This is a genomic window from Variovorax sp. 10L426, assembly GCF_056395305.1.
Genome location: NZ_JBFTJF010000011.1, coordinates 130,329 through 146,435, shown reverse-complemented (window position 1 = coordinate 146,435; position 16,107 = coordinate 130,329). Strand labels below are relative to the sequence as shown.

Annotated in this window: 19 protein-coding genes; 13 read left to right on the top strand and 6 right to left on the bottom strand. The window is 65.4% G+C overall.

Going from position 1 to position 16,107, the window contains the following annotated elements; all coding sequences use genetic code 11:
- Nucleotides 1–13 precede the first annotated feature (13 nt).
- On the top strand, nt 14–538 hold the full coding sequence (locus AC1DHL_RS17505; protein ID WP_478103398.1) for an FKBP-type peptidyl-prolyl cis-trans isomerase: 525 nt from the start codon (nt 14–16) through the stop codon (nt 536–538).
- Nucleotides 539–604: 66 nt separating this feature from the next.
- On the opposite strand, the gene AC1DHL_RS17500 is transcribed toward AC1DHL_RS17505, so the two are convergent.
- The 3 genes from AC1DHL_RS17500 to coaBC all read right to left on the bottom strand — a co-directional run bounded on the left by AC1DHL_RS17500 (nt 605) and on the right by coaBC (nt 3,016).
- Nucleotides 605–1,096, bottom strand: coding sequence for an outer membrane lipoprotein (locus AC1DHL_RS17500; protein WP_478103399.1), 492 nt, complete (start codon nt 1,094–1,096; stop codon nt 605–607).
- 200 nt (nt 1,097–1,296) lie between these two features.
- A complete protein-coding gene (gene dut / locus AC1DHL_RS17495) occupies nt 1,297–1,743 on the bottom strand; it encodes a dUTP diphosphatase (RefSeq protein ID WP_478103400.1) in 447 nt (148 codons plus the stop codon).
- A 28-nt stretch (nt 1,744–1,771) separates the two neighbouring features.
- Entirely contained in the window at nt 1,772–3,016 is a 1,245-nt protein-coding gene (gene coaBC / locus AC1DHL_RS17490) for a bifunctional phosphopantothenoylcysteine decarboxylase/phosphopantothenate--cysteine ligase CoaBC (RefSeq protein WP_478103402.1), read from the bottom strand.
- A 73-nt stretch (nt 3,017–3,089) separates the two neighbouring features.
- Between coaBC and AC1DHL_RS17485 the strand changes: the two genes are divergently transcribed.
- The 7 genes from AC1DHL_RS17485 to AC1DHL_RS17455 all read left to right on the top strand — a co-directional run bounded on the left by AC1DHL_RS17485 (nt 3,090) and on the right by AC1DHL_RS17455 (nt 9,260).
- Nucleotides 3,090–4,760: a CTP synthase gene (locus tag AC1DHL_RS17485; RefSeq protein WP_478162767.1), complete on the top strand. Its 1,671-nt coding sequence runs from the start codon at nt 3,090–3,092 to the stop codon at nt 4,758–4,760.
- A 79-nt stretch (nt 4,761–4,839) separates the two neighbouring features.
- Nucleotides 4,840–5,697 (top strand): 3-deoxy-8-phosphooctulonate synthase, encoded by an 858-nt coding sequence (gene kdsA / locus AC1DHL_RS17480; protein ID WP_478103404.1) that lies wholly within the window; start codon nt 4,840–4,842, stop codon nt 5,695–5,697.
- Nucleotides 5,694–5,984 carry a DUF1330 domain-containing protein gene (locus tag AC1DHL_RS17475; protein ID WP_478162766.1) on the top strand — a complete coding sequence of 97 codons (291 nt, stop codon included), beginning with the start codon at nt 5,694–5,696 and terminating at the stop codon, nt 5,982–5,984. The genes kdsA and AC1DHL_RS17475 overlap by 4 nt, the downstream gene beginning before the upstream one ends.
- A 19-nt stretch (nt 5,985–6,003) precedes the next feature.
- On the top strand, nt 6,004–7,287 hold the full coding sequence (eno, locus tag AC1DHL_RS17470; RefSeq protein WP_478162765.1) for a phosphopyruvate hydratase: 1,284 nt from the start codon (nt 6,004–6,006) through the stop codon (nt 7,285–7,287).
- A gap of 18 nt (nt 7,288–7,305) precedes the next feature.
- Nucleotides 7,306–7,584 carry a cell division protein FtsB gene (gene ftsB, locus AC1DHL_RS17465; RefSeq protein ID WP_478103408.1) on the top strand — a complete coding sequence of 93 codons (279 nt, stop codon included), beginning with the start codon at nt 7,306–7,308 and terminating at the stop codon, nt 7,582–7,584.
- Between the two features lie 28 nt (nt 7,585–7,612).
- The gene (locus AC1DHL_RS17460) at nt 7,613–8,278 is read left to right on the top strand and encodes an AAA family ATPase (protein WP_478162764.1); all 666 of its coding nucleotides are present in this window, start codon (nt 7,613–7,615) and stop codon (nt 8,276–8,278) included.
- A gap of 4 nt (nt 8,279–8,282) precedes the next feature.
- Complete coding sequence (locus tag AC1DHL_RS17455; RefSeq protein WP_478162763.1) at nt 8,283–9,260, top strand: hypothetical protein; 978 nt, start codon at nt 8,283–8,285, stop codon at nt 9,258–9,260.
- 9 nt (nt 9,261–9,269) lie between these two features.
- Here the strand turns inward: AC1DHL_RS17455 and hslO are convergent, their stop codons facing one another.
- Entirely contained in the window at nt 9,270–10,268 is a 999-nt protein-coding gene (gene hslO, locus AC1DHL_RS17450) for an Hsp33 family molecular chaperone HslO (protein WP_478162762.1), read from the bottom strand.
- Nucleotides 10,269–10,387: 119 nt separating this feature from the next.
- Nucleotides 10,388–10,912: a gamma carbonic anhydrase family protein gene (locus AC1DHL_RS17445; protein ID WP_478162761.1), complete on the bottom strand. Its 525-nt coding sequence runs from the start codon at nt 10,910–10,912 to the stop codon at nt 10,388–10,390.
- Nucleotides 10,913–10,950: 38 nt separating this feature from the next.
- Here AC1DHL_RS17445 and AC1DHL_RS17440 point away from each other — a divergent pair, with 38 nt between their 5' ends.
- Both AC1DHL_RS17440 and AC1DHL_RS17435 read left to right on the top strand, forming a co-directional pair.
- Nucleotides 10,951–11,778, top strand: coding sequence for a ferritin-like domain-containing protein (locus AC1DHL_RS17440; RefSeq protein WP_478162760.1), 828 nt, complete (start codon nt 10,951–10,953; stop codon nt 11,776–11,778).
- A complete protein-coding gene (locus AC1DHL_RS17435; RefSeq protein WP_478162759.1) occupies nt 11,775–12,179 on the top strand; it encodes a DUF3224 domain-containing protein in 405 nt (134 codons plus the stop codon). Before AC1DHL_RS17440 ends, AC1DHL_RS17435 begins: the two co-directional genes overlap by 4 nt.
- Nucleotides 12,180–12,182: 3 nt before the next feature.
- On the opposite strand, the gene AC1DHL_RS17430 is transcribed toward AC1DHL_RS17435, so the two are convergent.
- On the bottom strand, nt 12,183–12,962 hold the full coding sequence (locus AC1DHL_RS17430) for a TetR/AcrR family transcriptional regulator (protein WP_478162758.1): 780 nt from the start codon (nt 12,960–12,962) through the stop codon (nt 12,183–12,185).
- 172 nt (nt 12,963–13,134) lie between these two features.
- On the opposite strand from AC1DHL_RS17430, the gene AC1DHL_RS17425 reads away from it, so the two are divergent.
- From AC1DHL_RS17425 to AC1DHL_RS17415, 3 genes are read left to right on the top strand one after another with little or no spacing between them, the layout of a single operon-like run.
- Nucleotides 13,135–14,001, top strand: a complete 867-nt coding sequence (locus AC1DHL_RS17425; protein WP_478103433.1) for a fumarylacetoacetate hydrolase family protein — start codon at nt 13,135–13,137, stop codon at nt 13,999–14,001.
- A 3-nt stretch (nt 14,002–14,004) separates the two neighbouring features.
- Complete coding sequence (locus AC1DHL_RS17420) at nt 14,005–14,802, top strand: alpha/beta fold hydrolase (RefSeq protein WP_478162757.1); 798 nt, start codon at nt 14,005–14,007, stop codon at nt 14,800–14,802.
- A 2-nt stretch (nt 14,803–14,804) separates the two neighbouring features.
- A complete protein-coding gene (locus AC1DHL_RS17415) occupies nt 14,805–16,097 on the top strand; it encodes a metal-dependent hydrolase family protein (protein WP_478162756.1) in 1,293 nt (430 codons plus the stop codon).
- Nucleotides 16,098–16,107: the final 10 nt, after the last annotated feature.

Below are 16,107 nucleotides of genomic sequence, written 5' to 3'. Positions count from 1 at the left end.
GGAGAATTCTCGTATGGAAATCTCTGAACAATGCGTGGTCGGTCTGACCTGGACGCTGAAAGACACGTTGGGTGAAGTGCTGGACGTCCTCGACGAGCCGGTCGAATTCCTGGTCGGTGGTGACGATCTCTTCGATGCGATCGAAGCCGCGCTGCTCGGCCATGAGCCAGGCGCCCAGGTGCAACTGCAGTTGGAGCCCGAACAGGCCTTCGGCGATTTCAATGACCAGTTGCTGTTTCTCGAACCCCGCACGCTCTTCCCGGAAGGAACGGAAGAAGGCATGACCTTCGACGGTGCGGCGTTGCCGGCCGGCGTGAATCCCGACATGCCCAAGGACGTCCTCTACACCGTGAGTGAGATCTATCCGGATCACCTCGTGCTGGACGGCAATCATCCACTGGCGGGCATCGCGATCCGCTTGGACATGACGGTGAAATCGGTGCGCGAAGCCACCGAGGAAGAAGTCGGGCGAGGCACGGCGGGTACCGGCTTTTTCAAGATTCCGACGACGGCGCCGGGGAACGATCTGCTGCACTGAAGGCTGGCCAGACGCGCACGAAAAAGCCGGGCAATGCCCGGCTTTTTCATGAACTGGCCGCGGCGCTCAGTAGCGGGAAATCTGGCCGTTGTCGATGCGCACGCGGTCGCCGATGCGCAGATCACCCGGCGACGGCACGTCGAAAGCGCGGAAGCCGCCGTTGTCGGTCTGGACCGACACCCGGTAGCTCTCATACACGCGAGGTCTGTTGTTGTTGGCCTCAACGCTGTTGCCCAGCAACGCACCGCCGACCACACCCAGCGCGGTAGCAGCCGCCCGGCCGTTTCCGCTGCCGATCTGGTTGCCCAGCACGCCGCCGACGACGCCACCGGCAATCGCGCCGCCACCCGAAGTGGGCGCACCGGACGATTGGCTGCGGATCACTTCGATGTTGGCCACGCGACCGTATTCGACGTAGGGTCCTTGGGCGACCGGTTGTGGCGGTTGATAGGGGTAGCGCCCGGTTTCATAGACCGGTTGCGGCGCCACGCAGGCCGTCAGGGTGGAGATGGCGAACACCGAAGCGGTGACGGCCAGGAGACGGGTCGAGATTTTCATGATGTATTGCTTCCTCAAAATACGGCGCCATCGGCGTGCGCCCCACACATGATTCAACGCCCGGGCAGCGATCGCGATGACCGGACACATGTTGAAACCTTCGACGCGGCGGCGTGTACCGGGGTTCCTGTCTTTACGCGTGAGAAACCCATTCTTGACAATGCGGGCGCGGGCCTACAACGACCAGGAGGCCACACGAATCAATGCTTACCGGTCGACCCGTAGCCACCTTCGCCGCGCTCGCTGGGCGGGAATTCGCCCACCACATTGAACCGCGCCTGAACGACCGGAACGATCACCAACTGGGCCAGTCGCTCCATCGGTTGCAGCACGAAGGGCGTATCGCTGCGGTTCCAGGCGCTGACCTTCAGTTCGCCCTGGTAGTCGCTGTCGATCAGGCCGACCAGATTACCGAGCACGATGCCGTGCTTGTGGCCGAGGCCCGAGCGCGGAAGGATCAGCGCGGCAAAGCCGGGGTCGGCGAGATGGATCGCGATGCCCGTCCCCACCAGTTGCCAGCCATTCGGCTCCAGGGTGATCGGCGCATCGAGGCAGGCCCGCAGGTCGAGCCCGGCGCTGCCCGGCGTTGCATACGCCGGCAGTTGGTCCTGCATGCGGGGATCAAGGATACGAACGTCGACTTTCACTGGATTTGCCTTTGGGATTGCGTTGGATTCATTGTTTCGTGGCCGCGCCGCGGGCAAAAGCCGGCAGCCGCGCGGCGATTTCAGCCATCAGTTCGCGCGCCAGCGTGAGCTTGGGCGCGTGGGGCAGTTCGCGGACGCCGTTCGCATCGACCAGCAGCAGGCTGTTGTGGTCTTGCCCGAAGGTCAGCGGGCCGATGTTGCCGACCAGCAGCGGAATGCCCTTGCGCTCTCGCTTGGCCTTCGCATGCTCGACGAGGTTTTCGCTTTCGGCTGCAAAGCCGACGCAGAACAATTCCCCGCCCTTTGCCCGCGCGCCCTGCGCGACCGTCAACAGGATGTCCTCGTTTTCGACGAAGTGGAGCGCCGGCGGTTTGCCGCTGCCGTCCTTCTTGATCTTCTGCGCGCTGTGCGACGCCGGGCGCCAGTCGGCCACTGCGGCAGTCGCGACGAAGACCGATGCGGTTGCGACCGAACGCAGAGTGGCTTCGAGCATCTCCTGCGCGGACTTCACGTCGACGCGCTGCACGCCGCGCGGCGTCGGCAGGTGCACCGGGCCGGCCACCAGCGTGACCTCGGCGCCGGCCTCGCGCGCGGCGCGGGCGATGGCGAAGCCCATCTTGCCGGACGAATGGTTGGTGATTCCGCGGATCGGGTCGAGCGCCTCGAAGGTCGGCCCGGCCGTCACGACCACGTGCTGGCCCGCCAGCACCTTGGGCTGGAACTGCGCGACGATTTCCTCGAAGAGCTGCTCGGCCTCCAGCATGCGGCCGTCGCCGGTTTCGCCGCAGGCCTGCCAGCCGTTGCCGACGCCCAGCACCCGGGCGCCGTCGGCATCGACCTGCCGCAGGTTGCGCTGCGTTGCCGGATGGCCCCACATCTCGCGATTCATCGCGGGGGCGATCAGCAGCGGCACGCGATCGGCGGGACGCGCGAGGCACATCAGGCTCAGCAGTTCGTCGGAGCGCCCCTGCACCAGCCGCGCGATGAAATCGGCGCTGGCCGGCGCCAGGACAATGGCGTCCGCGTCGCGGCTCAGGTTGATGTGGGGCATGTTGTTGTCCTCGCGCACATCCCACTGTGAGATGTAGACCGGACGCCCCGACAGCGCCTGCATGGTGACGGGCGTGATGAACTGGGTTGCCGCTTCGGTCATGACCACCTGGACCGAGGCGCCGGCCTTCACGAGCAATCGGCACAGTTCGGCCGACTTGTAGCAGGCGATCCCGCCGGTCAATCCCAGAACGATGTGTTTGCCCGCGAGGTCTTGTTGCATCGCGGCAGTTTAATGGGTGGCCGTCCTCTACAATCCCCATTTCCCACTTCCCGGATCTGCGTCCGGAACTGGCATGACCAAATTCGTCTTCGTCACCGGTGGCGTGGTGTCTTCCCTGGGCAAGGGAATCGCCTCCGCCTCGCTCGCCGCGCTGCTTGAATCGCGCGGCCTCCAAGTCACCCTCATCAAGCTCGACCCCTACATCAACGTCGACCCGGGCACGATGTCGCCGTTCCAGCACGGCGAAGTGTTCGTCACCGACGACGGGGCAGAAACCGACCTCGACCTCGGCCACTACGAGCGCTTCATCACGACGCGCATGCGGCGCGCCAACAACTTCACCACCGGCCAGATCTACAAGACCGTGCTCGAAAAGGAGCGCCGCGGCGACTACCTCGGCAAGACGGTACAGGTGATTCCGCACATCACCAACGAGATCCAGGAATACGTCAAGCGCGGCGCCGGCATCGGCACGGCGCACGAAGTCGACGTCGCGATCGTCGAAATCGGCGGCACGGTCGGCGACATCGAATCCCTGCCTTTCCTCGAAGCCGTGCGCCAGATGAGCCTGCGCATGGGCCCGAACAACTCGGCCTTCGTGCACCTGAGCTATGTGCCCTGGATCGCCGCCGCCGGCGAACTCAAGACCAAGCCGACCCAGCACACAGCCAAGGAACTGCGCGCCATCGGCATCCAGGCCGACGCGCTGCTGTGCCGCGCCGACCGGCCCATTCCGGACGACGAGCGCGCCAAGATCTCGCTCTTCTCGAACGTGCCCGAATGGGGCGTGATCTCGATGTGGGACGTGGACACCATCTACAAGGTGCCGCGCATGCTCCACGAGCAGGGCCTGGACGGCCTGATCTGCGACAAGCTGCGCATCAACACCCCGCCGGCCAAGCTCAAGCGCTGGGACGACCTGGTGTACGAAGTCGAGCATCCGCAGAAGGAAGTCAACATCGCGATGGTCGGCAAGTACGTCGACCTCTCCGACAGCTACAAGTCGCTGAACGAGGCACTGCGCCACGCCGGCATGAAGAACCATGCCCGCGTGAAGATCGACTACGTCGACTCCGAGACCATCACCCCGCAGGACGTCGCCCGGCTCGCCAAGTACGACGCGATCCTGGTGCCCGGCGGCTTCGGCCAGCGCGGCGTCGAAGGCAAGATTGCCGCTGCGCGTTTCGCCCGTGAAACCAAGGTTCCGTACCTGGGCATCTGCCTCGGCATGCAGGTCGCAACCATCGAGTACGCCCGCAACGTGGCCGGCCTCAAGAACGCCAACAGCACCGAGTTCGAACCGGAGACGCCCTGCCCCGTGATCGCGCTGATCACGGAATGGAAGGACTCCGACGGCACCGTCAAGGTCCGCAGTGAGAAGTCCGACCTCGGCGGCACGATGCGCCTCGGCGCGCAAAGCTCCGACGTGGCGCCCGGCACCTTGGCCCACAGCATCTACGGCGACGTGGTGACCGAGCGGCACCGTCATCGCTACGAAGCCAACGTCAACTACCTCGACGAACTGCGCCGTGCCGGACTGGTGATCTCGGCGCTCACGCAGCGCGAGCACCTGACTGAAATCGTCGAATTGCCGCAAGGCGTGCATCCGTGGTTCATGGGCGTGCAATTTCACCCCGAATTCAAGTCCACGCCCTGGGGCGGTCATCCGTTGTTCAACGCATTCATCAAGGCCGCGCTGGAGCACCAGAACGCGGACAAGAAGGCTTTGAAGGTGGTGGCATGAGCGCCGCACGGCCGCCCGAAGGCGCGAAGGCCCCCCCGGGGGGCAGCGCAGCACACGAAGTGGCAAGCGTGGGGGTTCTATGAGACTTTGCGGATTCGACATTGGGCTGAACAAGCCATTTTTCCTGATCGCGGGTCCGTGCGTGGTCGAGTCCGAGCAGCTTCAGATGGACACCGCCGGCACGCTCAAGGAAATCACCTCGTCGCTGGGCATCCCCTTCATCTTCAAGAGCAGCTTCGACAAGGCCAACCGGTCGTCGGGCACCAGCTTTCGCGGTCCTGGCCGTGACCGCGGCCTCGAAATCCTGGCGAAGGTCAAGCGCGAGCTGGGCCTGCCGGTGTTGACCGACGTGCACACCGAGGACGACATCACCGCCGCTGCCGAAGTGGTCGACGTTCTGCAGACCCCCGCCTTCCTGTGCCGGCAAACCGACTTCATCCGCGCCGCGGCGCAGTCAGGCAAGCCGGTGAACATCAAGAAGGGCCAATTCCTCGCGCCGCACGACATGAAGAACGTGATCGACAAGGCGCGCGCCGCAGCTAAGGAAAAGGGCCTGCCCGAAGACCTCTTCATGGCCTGCGAACGCGGCGCGAGCTTTGGCTACAACAACCTGGTCTCCGACATGCGCTCGCTCGCGATCATGCGCGAGACCGGCGCGCCGGTGGTCTTCGATGCCACGCACTCGGTGCAGTTGCCGGGCGGCCAGGGCACGAGCTCGGGCGGCCAGCGCGAGATGGTGCCTGTGCTGTCGCGCGCCGCGGTCGCGGTCGGCGTCGCGGGCCTGTTCATGGAAACCCATCCTGACCCGGCCAAAGCGCTGAGCGACGGACCCAATGCGGTGCCGCTCAAGCACATGAAGGCGCTGCTTGAAACGCTGGTGGCGCTCGATGCTGTCACCAAGAAGAGCGCATTCCTGGAGGATACTTTTCAAGCATGAGCAGCGCCTACATCATCGCCAACGTCCAAGTCACGAATCCGACGCAGTACGAAGAGTACAAGAAGTGGTCCTCGGAAGCCATGAAGGCGCACGGCGCCGAGGTCTGCGTGCGTGGCGGCAAGGTCGAGGTGCTGGAGGGCGACTGGCATCCCGAGCGCATCGTGATCCTCAAGTTTCCGAACGTCGAGGCCGCGAAGAAATTCAATGATTCGCCCGAATACAGCAAGGCGCGCGCCGCGCGCCAGGGCGCCGCGATCATGCGAATGATCGTCGTCGAAGGTATTTGATCCTGGAGAAAGAGAAAAGATGAGTGCAATCGTAGACATCGTCGGGCGCGAGATCCTCGACAGCCGCGGCAACCCCACCGTCGAGTGCGACGTGCTGCTCGAATCGGGCACCATGGGCCGCGCGGCCGTGCCTTCAGGCGCATCGACCGGTTCGCGTGAAGCGATCGAACTGCGCGACGGCGACAAGAACCGCTATCTCGGCAAAGGCGTGCTCAAGGCCGTCGAGAACATCAACACCGAGATTTCCGAATCGGTGCTCGGCCTCGACGCCAGCGAACAGGCCTTCCTGGACCGCACGCTGAACGACCTCGACGGCACCGACAACAAGGGCCGCCTGGGTGCGAACGCAACGCTGGCCGTGTCGATGGCCGTAGCCCGCGCCGCGGCCGAAGAGTCGGGCCTGCCGCTCTACCGCTACTTCGGCGGCATGGGCGGCATGCAGCTGCCGGTGCCGATGATGAACGTCATCAACGGTGGCGCGCACGCCAACAACAGCCTCGATCTGCAAGAGTTCATGATCATCCCCGTGGGCGCGAAAAGCTTCCGCGAGGCCGTGCGCTACGGCGCCGAAGTGTTCCATGCACTCAAGAAGATCCTCGGCGACCGCGGCATCAGCACGGCCGTGGGCGACGAAGGCGGATTCGCGCCCAGCGTCGAAAGCCATGAAGCCGCGATCCAGCTCATCCTCGAAGCCATCGACAAGGCCGGCTACACCGCCGGTGAACAGATCGCCCTGGGCCTGGACTGCGCCGCCAGCGAGTTCTACAAGGACGGCAAGTACATTCTCTCCGGCGAAAACCTCAGCCTCACGGCTGAAAGCTGGACCGACATGCTGGCAAGCTGGGTCGACAAGTACCCGATCATCAGCATCGAAGACGGCATGCACGAAGGCGACTGGGACGGCTGGAAGCACCTGACCGAGCGCCTCGGCAAGCGCGTGCAGCTGGTCGGCGACGACCTCTTCGTGACCAACACGAAGATCCTCCAGGAAGGCATCGACAAGGGCATCGCCAACTCGATCCTGATCAAGATCAACCAGATCGGCACGCTGACCGAAACCTTCGCCGCCATCGAGATGGCCAAGCGCGCGGGCTACACCGCCGTGATCAGCCACCGCTCGGGCGAGACCGAAGACAGCACCATCGCGGACATCGCGGTCGGCACCAACGCCGGCCAGATCAAGACCGGTTCGCTGTCCCGCTCGGACCGCATTGCCAAGTACAACCAGCTCCTGCGCATCGAGGAAGACCTCGGCGATGTGGCGTCCTACCCCGGCCTCTCCGCCTTCTACAACCTGCGCTGATCCGGCGGATCAGGCGCCATGCGCTCTCGCGTCATTGTTCCGATCATCCTGGTCCTGTTGCTGCTGATTGTTCAGTGGCAGCTTTGGACCGGGCGCGGCAGCGTGCGCGACGTGGCGCAACTGCAAGAAAAGCTGACCCAGCAGAAAGAGGCCAACGCGCGTGCCGCGCTGGCCAACGAGCGGCTGGCCAACGAGGTCAACGATCTCAAGGAAGGGCTGGAAATGGTCGAGGAACGCGCCCGGCAGGAGCTGGGCATGGTCAAGCCCAACGAAGTGTTCGTGCAGATCACGCACTGAATGACTTCAACGCTTGCGGGAACGTGACGTGACGCCCGCTCTCCCCGTTGGCTGTGTCATCGCGGTGCTGGGCGCCGAGGGCACCGGAAAGACTCAACTTGCGAATGCGCTCACCGCGCGCCTCGTGCAACGGAGCATTGCGGCCGAGCTGATGCCGGATGTCTTGAGCGAATGGCAAACGCGTCTCGCGCGCGATCTGAATGCCGTCGAGCGGGCCGAGATGGCCGCCGAACAGACGCTCCGTATCGCATCGGCAGCCGAACGGGGCGTTGTCGTCGCGGACACCACCGCACTGATCGCCGCGGTCGAAGGCGAAATCGGCTCTGGCGAGACTTCCCTGTATGAACTGGCATTGGCCGCGCACCGGGGCTACGCGATCACGCTGCTGATGGCGCTCGATCTGCCGCAAGGCGCCGACCCGGTATCGAGCGAGCGGGCGCAAAGCGCCGATGCCTTGGTGCGGGCAGCCCTCTCCCGCGCCGGATCGCCGTATGCAGTGATACACGGCCACGGCCCGGAGCGTCTCGCCAGTGCATGGAACGCGATCAACGCCCGCGCCGAATCGGCCGGCGTCTCGTCCAGTTCGGGTCGCTCGGCCAACGGCGAGCGGCCGTGGTTCTGGCCCTGCGACAAATGCTCCGATCCCGCGTGCGAGCACCGTCTTTTTCGCGATCTCCTGGCCAAGCGACCCTAGACAGATGGCAAGTTCGTTCCACGACAGAGCCTTCGCTGCGGCCTGCCTTGCCGTGCTGGCCTTCTCCTTTGCGACCGCTTCGGCGGCGCCGGCCACTGTCATCGTCGAGAACCAGACACGCCCCACGGCCTGTGCCGAGGAAGACAACGTCTCCCTGATCCTCCGGGGTGAAGGCATCCGGCGATTCCACGTCGAAGCACTTCAGCCCACCTACATCGAATCGATCAAGGGCGATATCACGGCACCCGACTTCTCCGGCTGCAACTTCGACGGCGGCGCCCACCCTACGGACCCGGCATACGCCTTCAAGCAGCGTCGCGTCGTGCTCCACGACGACAAGCAATGGACGATCGTCGGCATGACGCTGCCGACCTTCTGGCGGCCCAACCGGGTTCCGGTCAGGGTCGGCGCGCGTTCGGGCAACGACTTCCACCTGGTCCAGATCTTCGCCAAGGCGAAGGGCAAGAAGCCGATGGAGGCGCTGGTGCTCTACCCCGCCGACGGGTACTGGCGCCTCAAGCCGCTACCGCTGCCACGTTTCGGCGACGGTGTGTACGGATCGTCCTTCCTGATGGGGCCGGTGGAACACGACGGCCGACCGGTGGTGAACATCAGGTCGATCACGATCCAGCCGCAGCCGCTATCAATCCGCCTGCGCTTTGCCGACGGCGGAAGCGCGTTGGTCAAGGTTGCCGAAATCAGCCAGAAACGCACGGCGCTCGACGTGGCGCTCCATCCCCCAACGCAAGGCACCCGGCCCTTCGCCGTGCTGCGCTCGATGTATGTGACGAAGGACAACGCTGACGTCAGCGACCTTGAATGGCAGGCGACACGAGCGGCCGATCCGCAGACGACACCACTGCAGCAGGTCACGACGCTGGAGGCGGCGCAGGTCCGCTTCGGACGAACGATTCCCTCGCGTCACAACACCAGCGCGCCCGACATCCGGTTCAGCGGATTCGAGAGTTCGCCGCGCGACTGATCCGCGTCGCTACTGGACCAGCGCCGTGCCGGGCATCTGATCACCCGGCGCCGTGAAGATCTGCGCGGCATCGACCGCGTCGAAGCGGTATTGCTTGCCGCAGAAGTCGCACCCGACCTCGATGTCGCCGCGCTCCGCGAGGATGCTCTCGGCCTCTTCCTGACCGAGCCCACGGATCATTCCCTCCACCCGTCCGCGTCCGCAGGTGCATGCGAAGTGCGGCCCCAGCATGCCGGATTGCGGCTCGAAGCGCAGCACCTTTTCTTCCCAGAACAGGCGGCGCAGGATGGTGTCGACGTCAAGCGCGAGCAGTTCGTCGCGCGTGAGACTCGACGCCAGGATCGAGATGCGGTTGTAGTCCTCGTTGTGACCGATCTGGTCTTGCTGGACCTGGACGTGGTCGCCCTTGGCGGTGCCTTCGAGGTTGGCCTCGCCCTTGACCGGCAGGCGCTGGATCAGCAGGCCCGCGGCGACCTTGTCGTCCGCCGCCAGCACCAGCGTGGTGTCGAGTTGTTCGCTCTGCAACATGTAGTGCTGGAGCACGTCGCTGAGCCGTTGAAGCTTTTCTCCGTGGTCGCCGACCAGCGGCACCACACCCTGGTATGGCTGCTGCCCGGGGAGTTTGTCCTTGGGATCGAGCGTGATCGCGCAGCTCCCTTTGCTGTGCACGTTGACCATGTCGGGCAGCCGCGCGTCGGCCGGCAGTTCGCCGGTCACCTTGGCGGTGGCGCGCAGGCTGAGATCGGGCTTGACCTCGGCGACCGCGATCTTGACCGGGCCGTCACCGAAGATCTGAAGAATCAGCGCGCCATTGAACTTGATGTTGGCCTGCATCAGCGTGGCGGCGGCCGTCATCTCGCCGAGCAGTTCGGCCACCGGCTTCGGATAGGCGCCGGTCGCCGTATTGGACGCGCGCCGCGCCAGCACTTCCTGCCAGGCGTCCGTCAGGCGCACGATCATCCCGCGCACCGGCAGGCCATCGAACAGGAACTTGTGGAGTTCAGACATTACACCCCCATGCGCCTTTGGCGCTCCCCCTCTAGGGGGCGCACCCAGCGGCCCGGCAAAGCCGGTTCCGCGGGTGCCTTGGTCTCGGAAACGCGGGAAGAGGTGGGAGTGGGCTTCATTCAAGCGATTTTCTTCAGGCCCTTCGCGAAGCGACGGGCATTTTCGACATAGTGCTCGGCGCTCTGCCGCAGCTTGGCGGCGGCCGCATCGTCGAGCGTGCGAACCACCTTGGCGGGCGAGCCGATGATGAGCGAGTTGTCGGGGAATTCCTTGCCCTCGGTCACGACGCTGCCGGCGCCAACGATCGAATTGCGGCCGATCTTCGCGTTATTCAAGATCACCGCCTGAATGCCGACCAGCGAGTTGTCACCGATCGTGCAGCCGTGCAGCATGACCTGGTGGCCCACCGTAACGTTTTCGCCGATGGTCAGCGGGCAGCCGTGGTCGGCGTGCAGCACCGAGAGATCCTGCACATTGCTGTTCCGCCCGATGCTGAGCGTTTCGGTGTCGCCACGCAGCACCGCGCCGAACCAGACGCTGGCGTTCTCGGCCAGCACGACATTGCCGATCACCTGCGCACTGTCGGCGACCCAGGCGCCTTCGCCAAGCTGCGGCGCCACGCCATCGAGTTCATACAGGGCCATCGCGGTGTCTCCAGAGGTCAAAAACTAGAATTGTAGGGATGCACCCTCGCCTTGGCGCCCTGGCCGCACTGCGGCTGACCGATCCTGAAGAGAAGGTTGCGGCCACGCGCGCCGTCTTCGCCGAACTCGACGTTCTCGATGCTCGCCCCCTCTCCGTGCCGGTTCGACAGGCTGGCGATGAAACTGGCGTGCCCGGCCGCCCCGAGCGCCCCCTGCGCGTATCGGCCACCGCGGTCGAGAAGCGATCGCCTTTCACGCCTGAAGGGCGCGCCGCGCTGATCCACTCGATCTGCCACATCGAATTCAACGCGATCAATCTCGCGCTCGACGCCGCCTGGCGTTACGACGGCATGCCCGAGGCCTACTACCGCGACTGGCTGCGCGTGGCCGACGAGGAAGCCCGGCATTTCACCCTGCTGCACGCGCACCTGCGCGGCATGGGCTACAGCTACGGCGACTTCACCGGCCATGACGGCCTCTGGAACATGTGCGAGAAGACGAAGGACGATGTCGTCGCGCGCATGGCACTGGTGCCGCGCACGCTCGAAGCCCGCGGACTCGATGCGACGCCACTGATCCAGGCCAAGCTGCGCCGTGTCAACACGCCCGACGCGCTGGATGCCTGCGCGATCCTCGACATCATCCTGCGCGACGAAATCGGCCACGTGGCGATCGGCAACCACTGGTACGGCTGGCTGTGCGAACGCGAAGGGCTCGATCCGATCTCGCACTACCGCGTGCTCTACCGCCGACACGAGGCGCCGCGTCTCAAGCCGCCCTTCAACATCGAGGCGCGTGTACGGGCCGGCTTTACCGACGAAGAGTTGAACGCACTGACGGCTCACCCACCCAAGGAATCTCCATGACCCAAGTCGCAAAAGGCACGTTCACGGTCTCGCTCCAACCTTTGCCATTCGAAAGCGAGGATTCCGAGCCCAAGCTGCTGGGCCGCATGACCCTCGACAAGCAGATCACCGGCGATCTCGTTGCAACCACGAAGGGGCAGATGCTCAGCGCCATGACGAGCACCAAGGGCTCGGCCGGCTACGTTGCCATCGAGCGAGTCACCGGGGTTCTCGGAAACAAGCGCGGCTCGTTCGTCTTGCAGCACACCGGCACGATGCGCCGCGGCGCGCCCTCACTGTCCGTGACCGTCGTTCCGGACTCCGGCACCGAAGAGCTGGCCGGTATCGAAGGCGAGTTCAAGATCGATATCGTGGAAGGCAAGCACTTCTACGAATTGACCTATCGCCTGCCCGGCGGTTGAACGTCATGCACCAGTTCGGGCTTCGCCGCGCTGCGACTTCGACTTCGACTTTTTTTTGACGGGACTTCGGCCAGGAATTTCAGCGAGCTTCGCGACCGCCTGTGGCCGGCGCGCGCCATTGCCACGCGCCGCACGAGCCGGCGGCTCCTGCTCGGACTCGCGCAGCGCCGCATCGATCAGCGCATCGGCCATCCACAGCGCCGTACGCTCCACCTCGCGGTCACGCAGTCCCCAGATGTCCTTCAGGATCACGTAGGGCTCGATGCCATAGACAACCGACAGCGCGTGATGCAGCCGGTCTCTCGCGGCCGGACGCAGCTGCGGCGCAAGGGGGGCGATCGCATGTTCGAGGATGCGCACGCGATGCCCGCGCCGGTAGGGCTCTTCTTCCAGCAGGCCGGCGCGCTCCAGCCCCCATTGCTCCAGCGACAGTTGCGCCGCGGCCCGCATTTGCGCCTCGAATTCCTTGAAGCGCGGGAAGGTCTGCAGGAACAGCTCGTGCACGCGGTCGCGCCCGTTCGGGATGTCGGAAGCCAGCTTTCTCACGGGGCCGAGTGAACTGTCGATCACGGCCGTCACCAGCGCACTGCGGCTCGGAAAGTAGCGGTAGGCGGTGGCGCGCGACACCTTCGACCGCGCCGCCGCTTCGGCGACGGATGGAATGTGGCCGCTCTGCTGGATGATGTCCATGGCGGCGCCAAGCAGCAATTTGAAAGTGGCCGCCTTGACGCCGCCCTCCGGCGGCACCGGGGGTTCACTCAGCTTGTGCTTCAGTCGAGCCATGGGGTTTGTACGGGTTCTGAGGGGCCTGACGTGGCTTGTGTGTGTCCGAGGACGGATCGTATGATGAATCGATCCCGATTTGAGACGCAAGTCTCAAAAAACGCAGGTTCCCTGATCTCGCGGCGACGAGCGCAAGGCTCGAAGCACCGCGGAGCAACCCGGAGACAACGGCATGCGCTTGGCCAGTTGGAGTTGGGGTGGACGCGAGCACGTCGGCACGATCTCTGCCGACGGGCGGGAAGCCGCGCCTCTTGCGGTGCGCGATGCTTCGGCGGGAGTGCTCCCACTCATTCAGGCACTGGCGCGCGGCGAAACCTTGCCGCCCGCATCGGGCACGCGCTTGCCGGTCGACGTGATCACGTTGCGCGCACCGCTGCCGCGCCCCTTGCGCAGTCTGTTCTGCATCGGACGCAACTACCGCGCGCATGCGCAAGAACTTGCGGGCACGGTGTTCCGGGAATCGATGCCTGCAAGCGATCCGTGGCCGATCGTCTTCGGCAAGCTCGGCGAATGCGTGGTCGGGCCTTGCGACACGGTGCGGCTGCCCTCGCCTTCCACCACCGTGCAGATCGACTACGAGTCCGAACTCGCAGTCGTCATCGGTCGAGGTGGGCGCGACATCGCGCGGTCGCGCGCCATGGACTACGTGTTCGGCTACACGATCGTCAACGACGTGACCGCGCGCGACGTGCAGATGCGCCATCAGCAGTGGGACTTGGGCAAGAGCTTCGACGACTTCTGCCCGATGGGTCCGTGGATCGTGACCGCCGACGAACTCGACGGCCGAGCGACCCGCGTGCGCGGCTGGGTCAACGGCGAAGCGCGACAGGACGGGCTGACGAAGGACATGATCTTCGACATCCCTACCCTGATCGAGACCTGCTCGCGCGGCATCACGCTCTACCCGGGCGACGTGATCGCCACGGGCACGCCGGCCGGCGTGGGCATGGGGCTGAATCCGCCGCGCTGGCTCAAGTCGGGCGACGTGGTGCGCGTCGAGATCGACGGCGTGGGCGTCATCGAGAACCGCTTCGAGTAGGCCATGGCATTCCAACTGATCGACCGCATCGCGGTGGAAGAAGAAGGCGAAGGCCCGGTCATCGTCTGCGTGCACGGCCTCGGCGGCAGCGGCAACACCTTCACGCCGCTGATGCCCGCGATGGCGCGGCACCGTGTGATCCGCGTGGACCTGCCCGGCAGCGGGCGTTCGCAGCGCGCCGAAGGCGAATTGTCGATCGAGCGCTACGTCGAGACGCTGCTTCGCGTGTGCGAGCGGCTCGATGTGGCGCGCGCCCACTGGATCGGGCACTCGATGGGCACCATCGTCTGCCAGCACATCGCGGCGGATCATCCGAAACAGGTGGCGAGCATCGCGCTCTTCGGCCCGCTGATCGCGCCACCCGATGCCGCCCGCACGGCCATGAAGGCGCGCGCCGCGAAGGCCCGAGAAGGCGCGGCCGGCATGCAGGAGATCACGCAGGCATTGCTGCAGGCCGCCATTTCAGCCGACACGCGCCAGCGCCTCCCGCTTGCCGTCGCTTTCGTGCGCGAGAGCCTGATGCGGCAGGAAGGCGAAGCCTACGCGCGCAGTTGCGAAGCGCTGGCGGGCGCGCAGCCCGCGGCGGTCGACCGCATCGAAGCGCCCGTGCTGCTGGTGACGGGCGACGAAGACGGCGTCGCGCCGCCGCAGTCCGTCCGCGCGATGGCCGACCGGCTTCACCGCGCGGCAAGCAAGCGCGTGGTGGTGCTGCCGCGCTGCGGCCACTGGACGCCCATCGAACGCCCCGACGAATGCCAGCGCGAGTTGCGTGACTTCCTGGCCGCACAAGCGAGGACCTGAACATGGCCGATGTGATGTTCACCAATGTGCGCATCTTCGATGGGGGCGGCGAAGCGCCCTTCACCGGCGATGTGCTGGTGCAGGGCAACCGCATCGCGCGCGTCGTGCGCACCGGCTACGGCGTGCAGTCCGCGCCCGTCACCGGCGCACGCGTGATCGACGGCGCGGGGGCCTTCCTGATGCCGGGCATGGTCGAGGCCCACACACATTTCTCCTGGAACGACCAGCCCAGCCTCGACGCGATCCAGCGCATGCCGCCGGAGGAACATATCCTGTGGTGCGCGGAGGTCGCCAAGCGCTACCTGGACATGGGCTGGACCAGCTGCGTCGGCGCCGCCGCCGCGAAGCCCCGGCTCGACGTGGTGATCCGCAACGCCATCGCCGACGGCACCATCATCGGCCCGCGCTACCTCGCGGCCAGCCAGGAGATCACCGTGCCCGGCGGCCTCGGCGACACCACGCAGCCGCACCTGCCGCAGCCCGAGTTCGCTTTCGGCGCGGTGGTCAGCGGCGTAGAAGAGATGCGGCGCTGCGTACGCATGTTCGTCAAGTACGGCGTCGATTCGCTCAAGATCAACCTGTCGGGCGAATCCATCACCGGCATGCCCAGCGAGATGAGCCAGTTCACCGAGGAAGAGATCGCCGTCTGCGTGCAGGAGGCCAAGGCATGGGGCAAGCGGGTCGCGGCGCATGCGCGCTCGACCTGGTCGATCAAGCAGTGCGTCAAGCAGGGCATCGAGGTCATCTACCACGCGAGCTTCACCGACGAGGAAGCGCTCGACATGCTCGAAGCGCACAAGTTCGAGCACTTCATTGCACCCGGACTCGCATGGCTCATCAACACCTCCCACCACGCGAGCGAATGGGGCCTCACGCCCGAAGTCACGCGCAAGATGGGCTACCACCGCGAGCTGGACGCCGCCGTCGAGAGCATGCGCGCGATGCGCCGGCGCGGCATCCGCATCCTGCCCGGCGGTGACTACGGCTTTGCGTGGACACCGCACGGCACCAACGCGAAGGACCTGGAGTACTTCGTCAAGTATGTCGGCATGAGCACCATGGAAGCGTTGCTTTCGGCCACCGCCTGGGGCGGGCCGATGATGCGCATGGGCAAGGTGCTCGGCTACATCCGCGAGGGCTATCTCGCCGACATCCTCCTGATCGACGGCGATCCGCTCGCGGACATCACGGTGCTGCAGGACAAGGCGCGCATCCTGGCCGTGATGAAGGATGGTGAATTCCATCGCGCCCCGCCCGTGCGCCGCGCGCACACCACCCGGTGGGCAACTGCGTGAACACAGGAGA

Bases quoted from the DNA above. Each gene is read 5' to 3' on its own strand.
- AC1DHL_RS17505 (WP_478103398.1), top strand. From the start codon at position 14: ATGGAAATCTCTGAACAATGCGTGGTCGGTCTGACCTGGACGCTGAAA.
- AC1DHL_RS17500 (WP_478103399.1), bottom strand. From the start codon at position 1,096: ATGAAAATCTCGACCCGTCTCCTGGCCGTCACCGCTTCGGTGTTCGCC.
- coaBC (WP_478103402.1), bottom strand. From the start codon at position 3,016: ATGCAACAAGACCTCGCGGGCAAACACATCGTTCTGGGATTGACCGGC.
- AC1DHL_RS17485 (WP_478162767.1), top strand. From the start codon at position 3,090: ATGACCAAATTCGTCTTCGTCACCGGTGGCGTGGTGTCTTCCCTGGGC.
- kdsA (WP_478103404.1), top strand. From the start codon at position 4,840: ATGAGACTTTGCGGATTCGACATTGGGCTGAACAAGCCATTTTTCCTG.
- AC1DHL_RS17475 (WP_478162766.1), top strand. From the start codon at position 5,694: ATGAGCAGCGCCTACATCATCGCCAACGTCCAAGTCACGAATCCGACG.
- eno (WP_478162765.1), top strand. From the start codon at position 6,004: ATGAGTGCAATCGTAGACATCGTCGGGCGCGAGATCCTCGACAGCCGC.
- ftsB (WP_478103408.1), top strand. From the start codon at position 7,306: ATGCGCTCTCGCGTCATTGTTCCGATCATCCTGGTCCTGTTGCTGCTG.
- AC1DHL_RS17455 (WP_478162763.1), top strand. From the start codon at position 8,283: ATGGCAAGTTCGTTCCACGACAGAGCCTTCGCTGCGGCCTGCCTTGCC.
- hslO (WP_478162762.1), bottom strand. From the start codon at position 10,268: ATGTCTGAACTCCACAAGTTCCTGTTCGATGGCCTGCCGGTGCGCGGG.
- AC1DHL_RS17445 (WP_478162761.1), bottom strand. From the start codon at position 10,912: ATGGCCCTGTATGAACTCGATGGCGTGGCGCCGCAGCTTGGCGAAGGC.
- AC1DHL_RS17440 (WP_478162760.1), top strand. From the start codon at position 10,951: ATGCACCCTCGCCTTGGCGCCCTGGCCGCACTGCGGCTGACCGATCCT.
- AC1DHL_RS17435 (WP_478162759.1), top strand. From the start codon at position 11,775: ATGACCCAAGTCGCAAAAGGCACGTTCACGGTCTCGCTCCAACCTTTG.
- AC1DHL_RS17430 (WP_478162758.1), bottom strand. From the start codon at position 12,962: ATGGCTCGACTGAAGCACAAGCTGAGTGAACCCCCGGTGCCGCCGGAG.
- AC1DHL_RS17425 (WP_478103433.1), top strand. From the start codon at position 13,135: ATGCGCTTGGCCAGTTGGAGTTGGGGTGGACGCGAGCACGTCGGCACG.
- AC1DHL_RS17420 (WP_478162757.1), top strand. From the start codon at position 14,005: ATGGCATTCCAACTGATCGACCGCATCGCGGTGGAAGAAGAAGGCGAA.
- AC1DHL_RS17415 (WP_478162756.1), top strand. From the start codon at position 14,805: ATGGCCGATGTGATGTTCACCAATGTGCGCATCTTCGATGGGGGCGGC.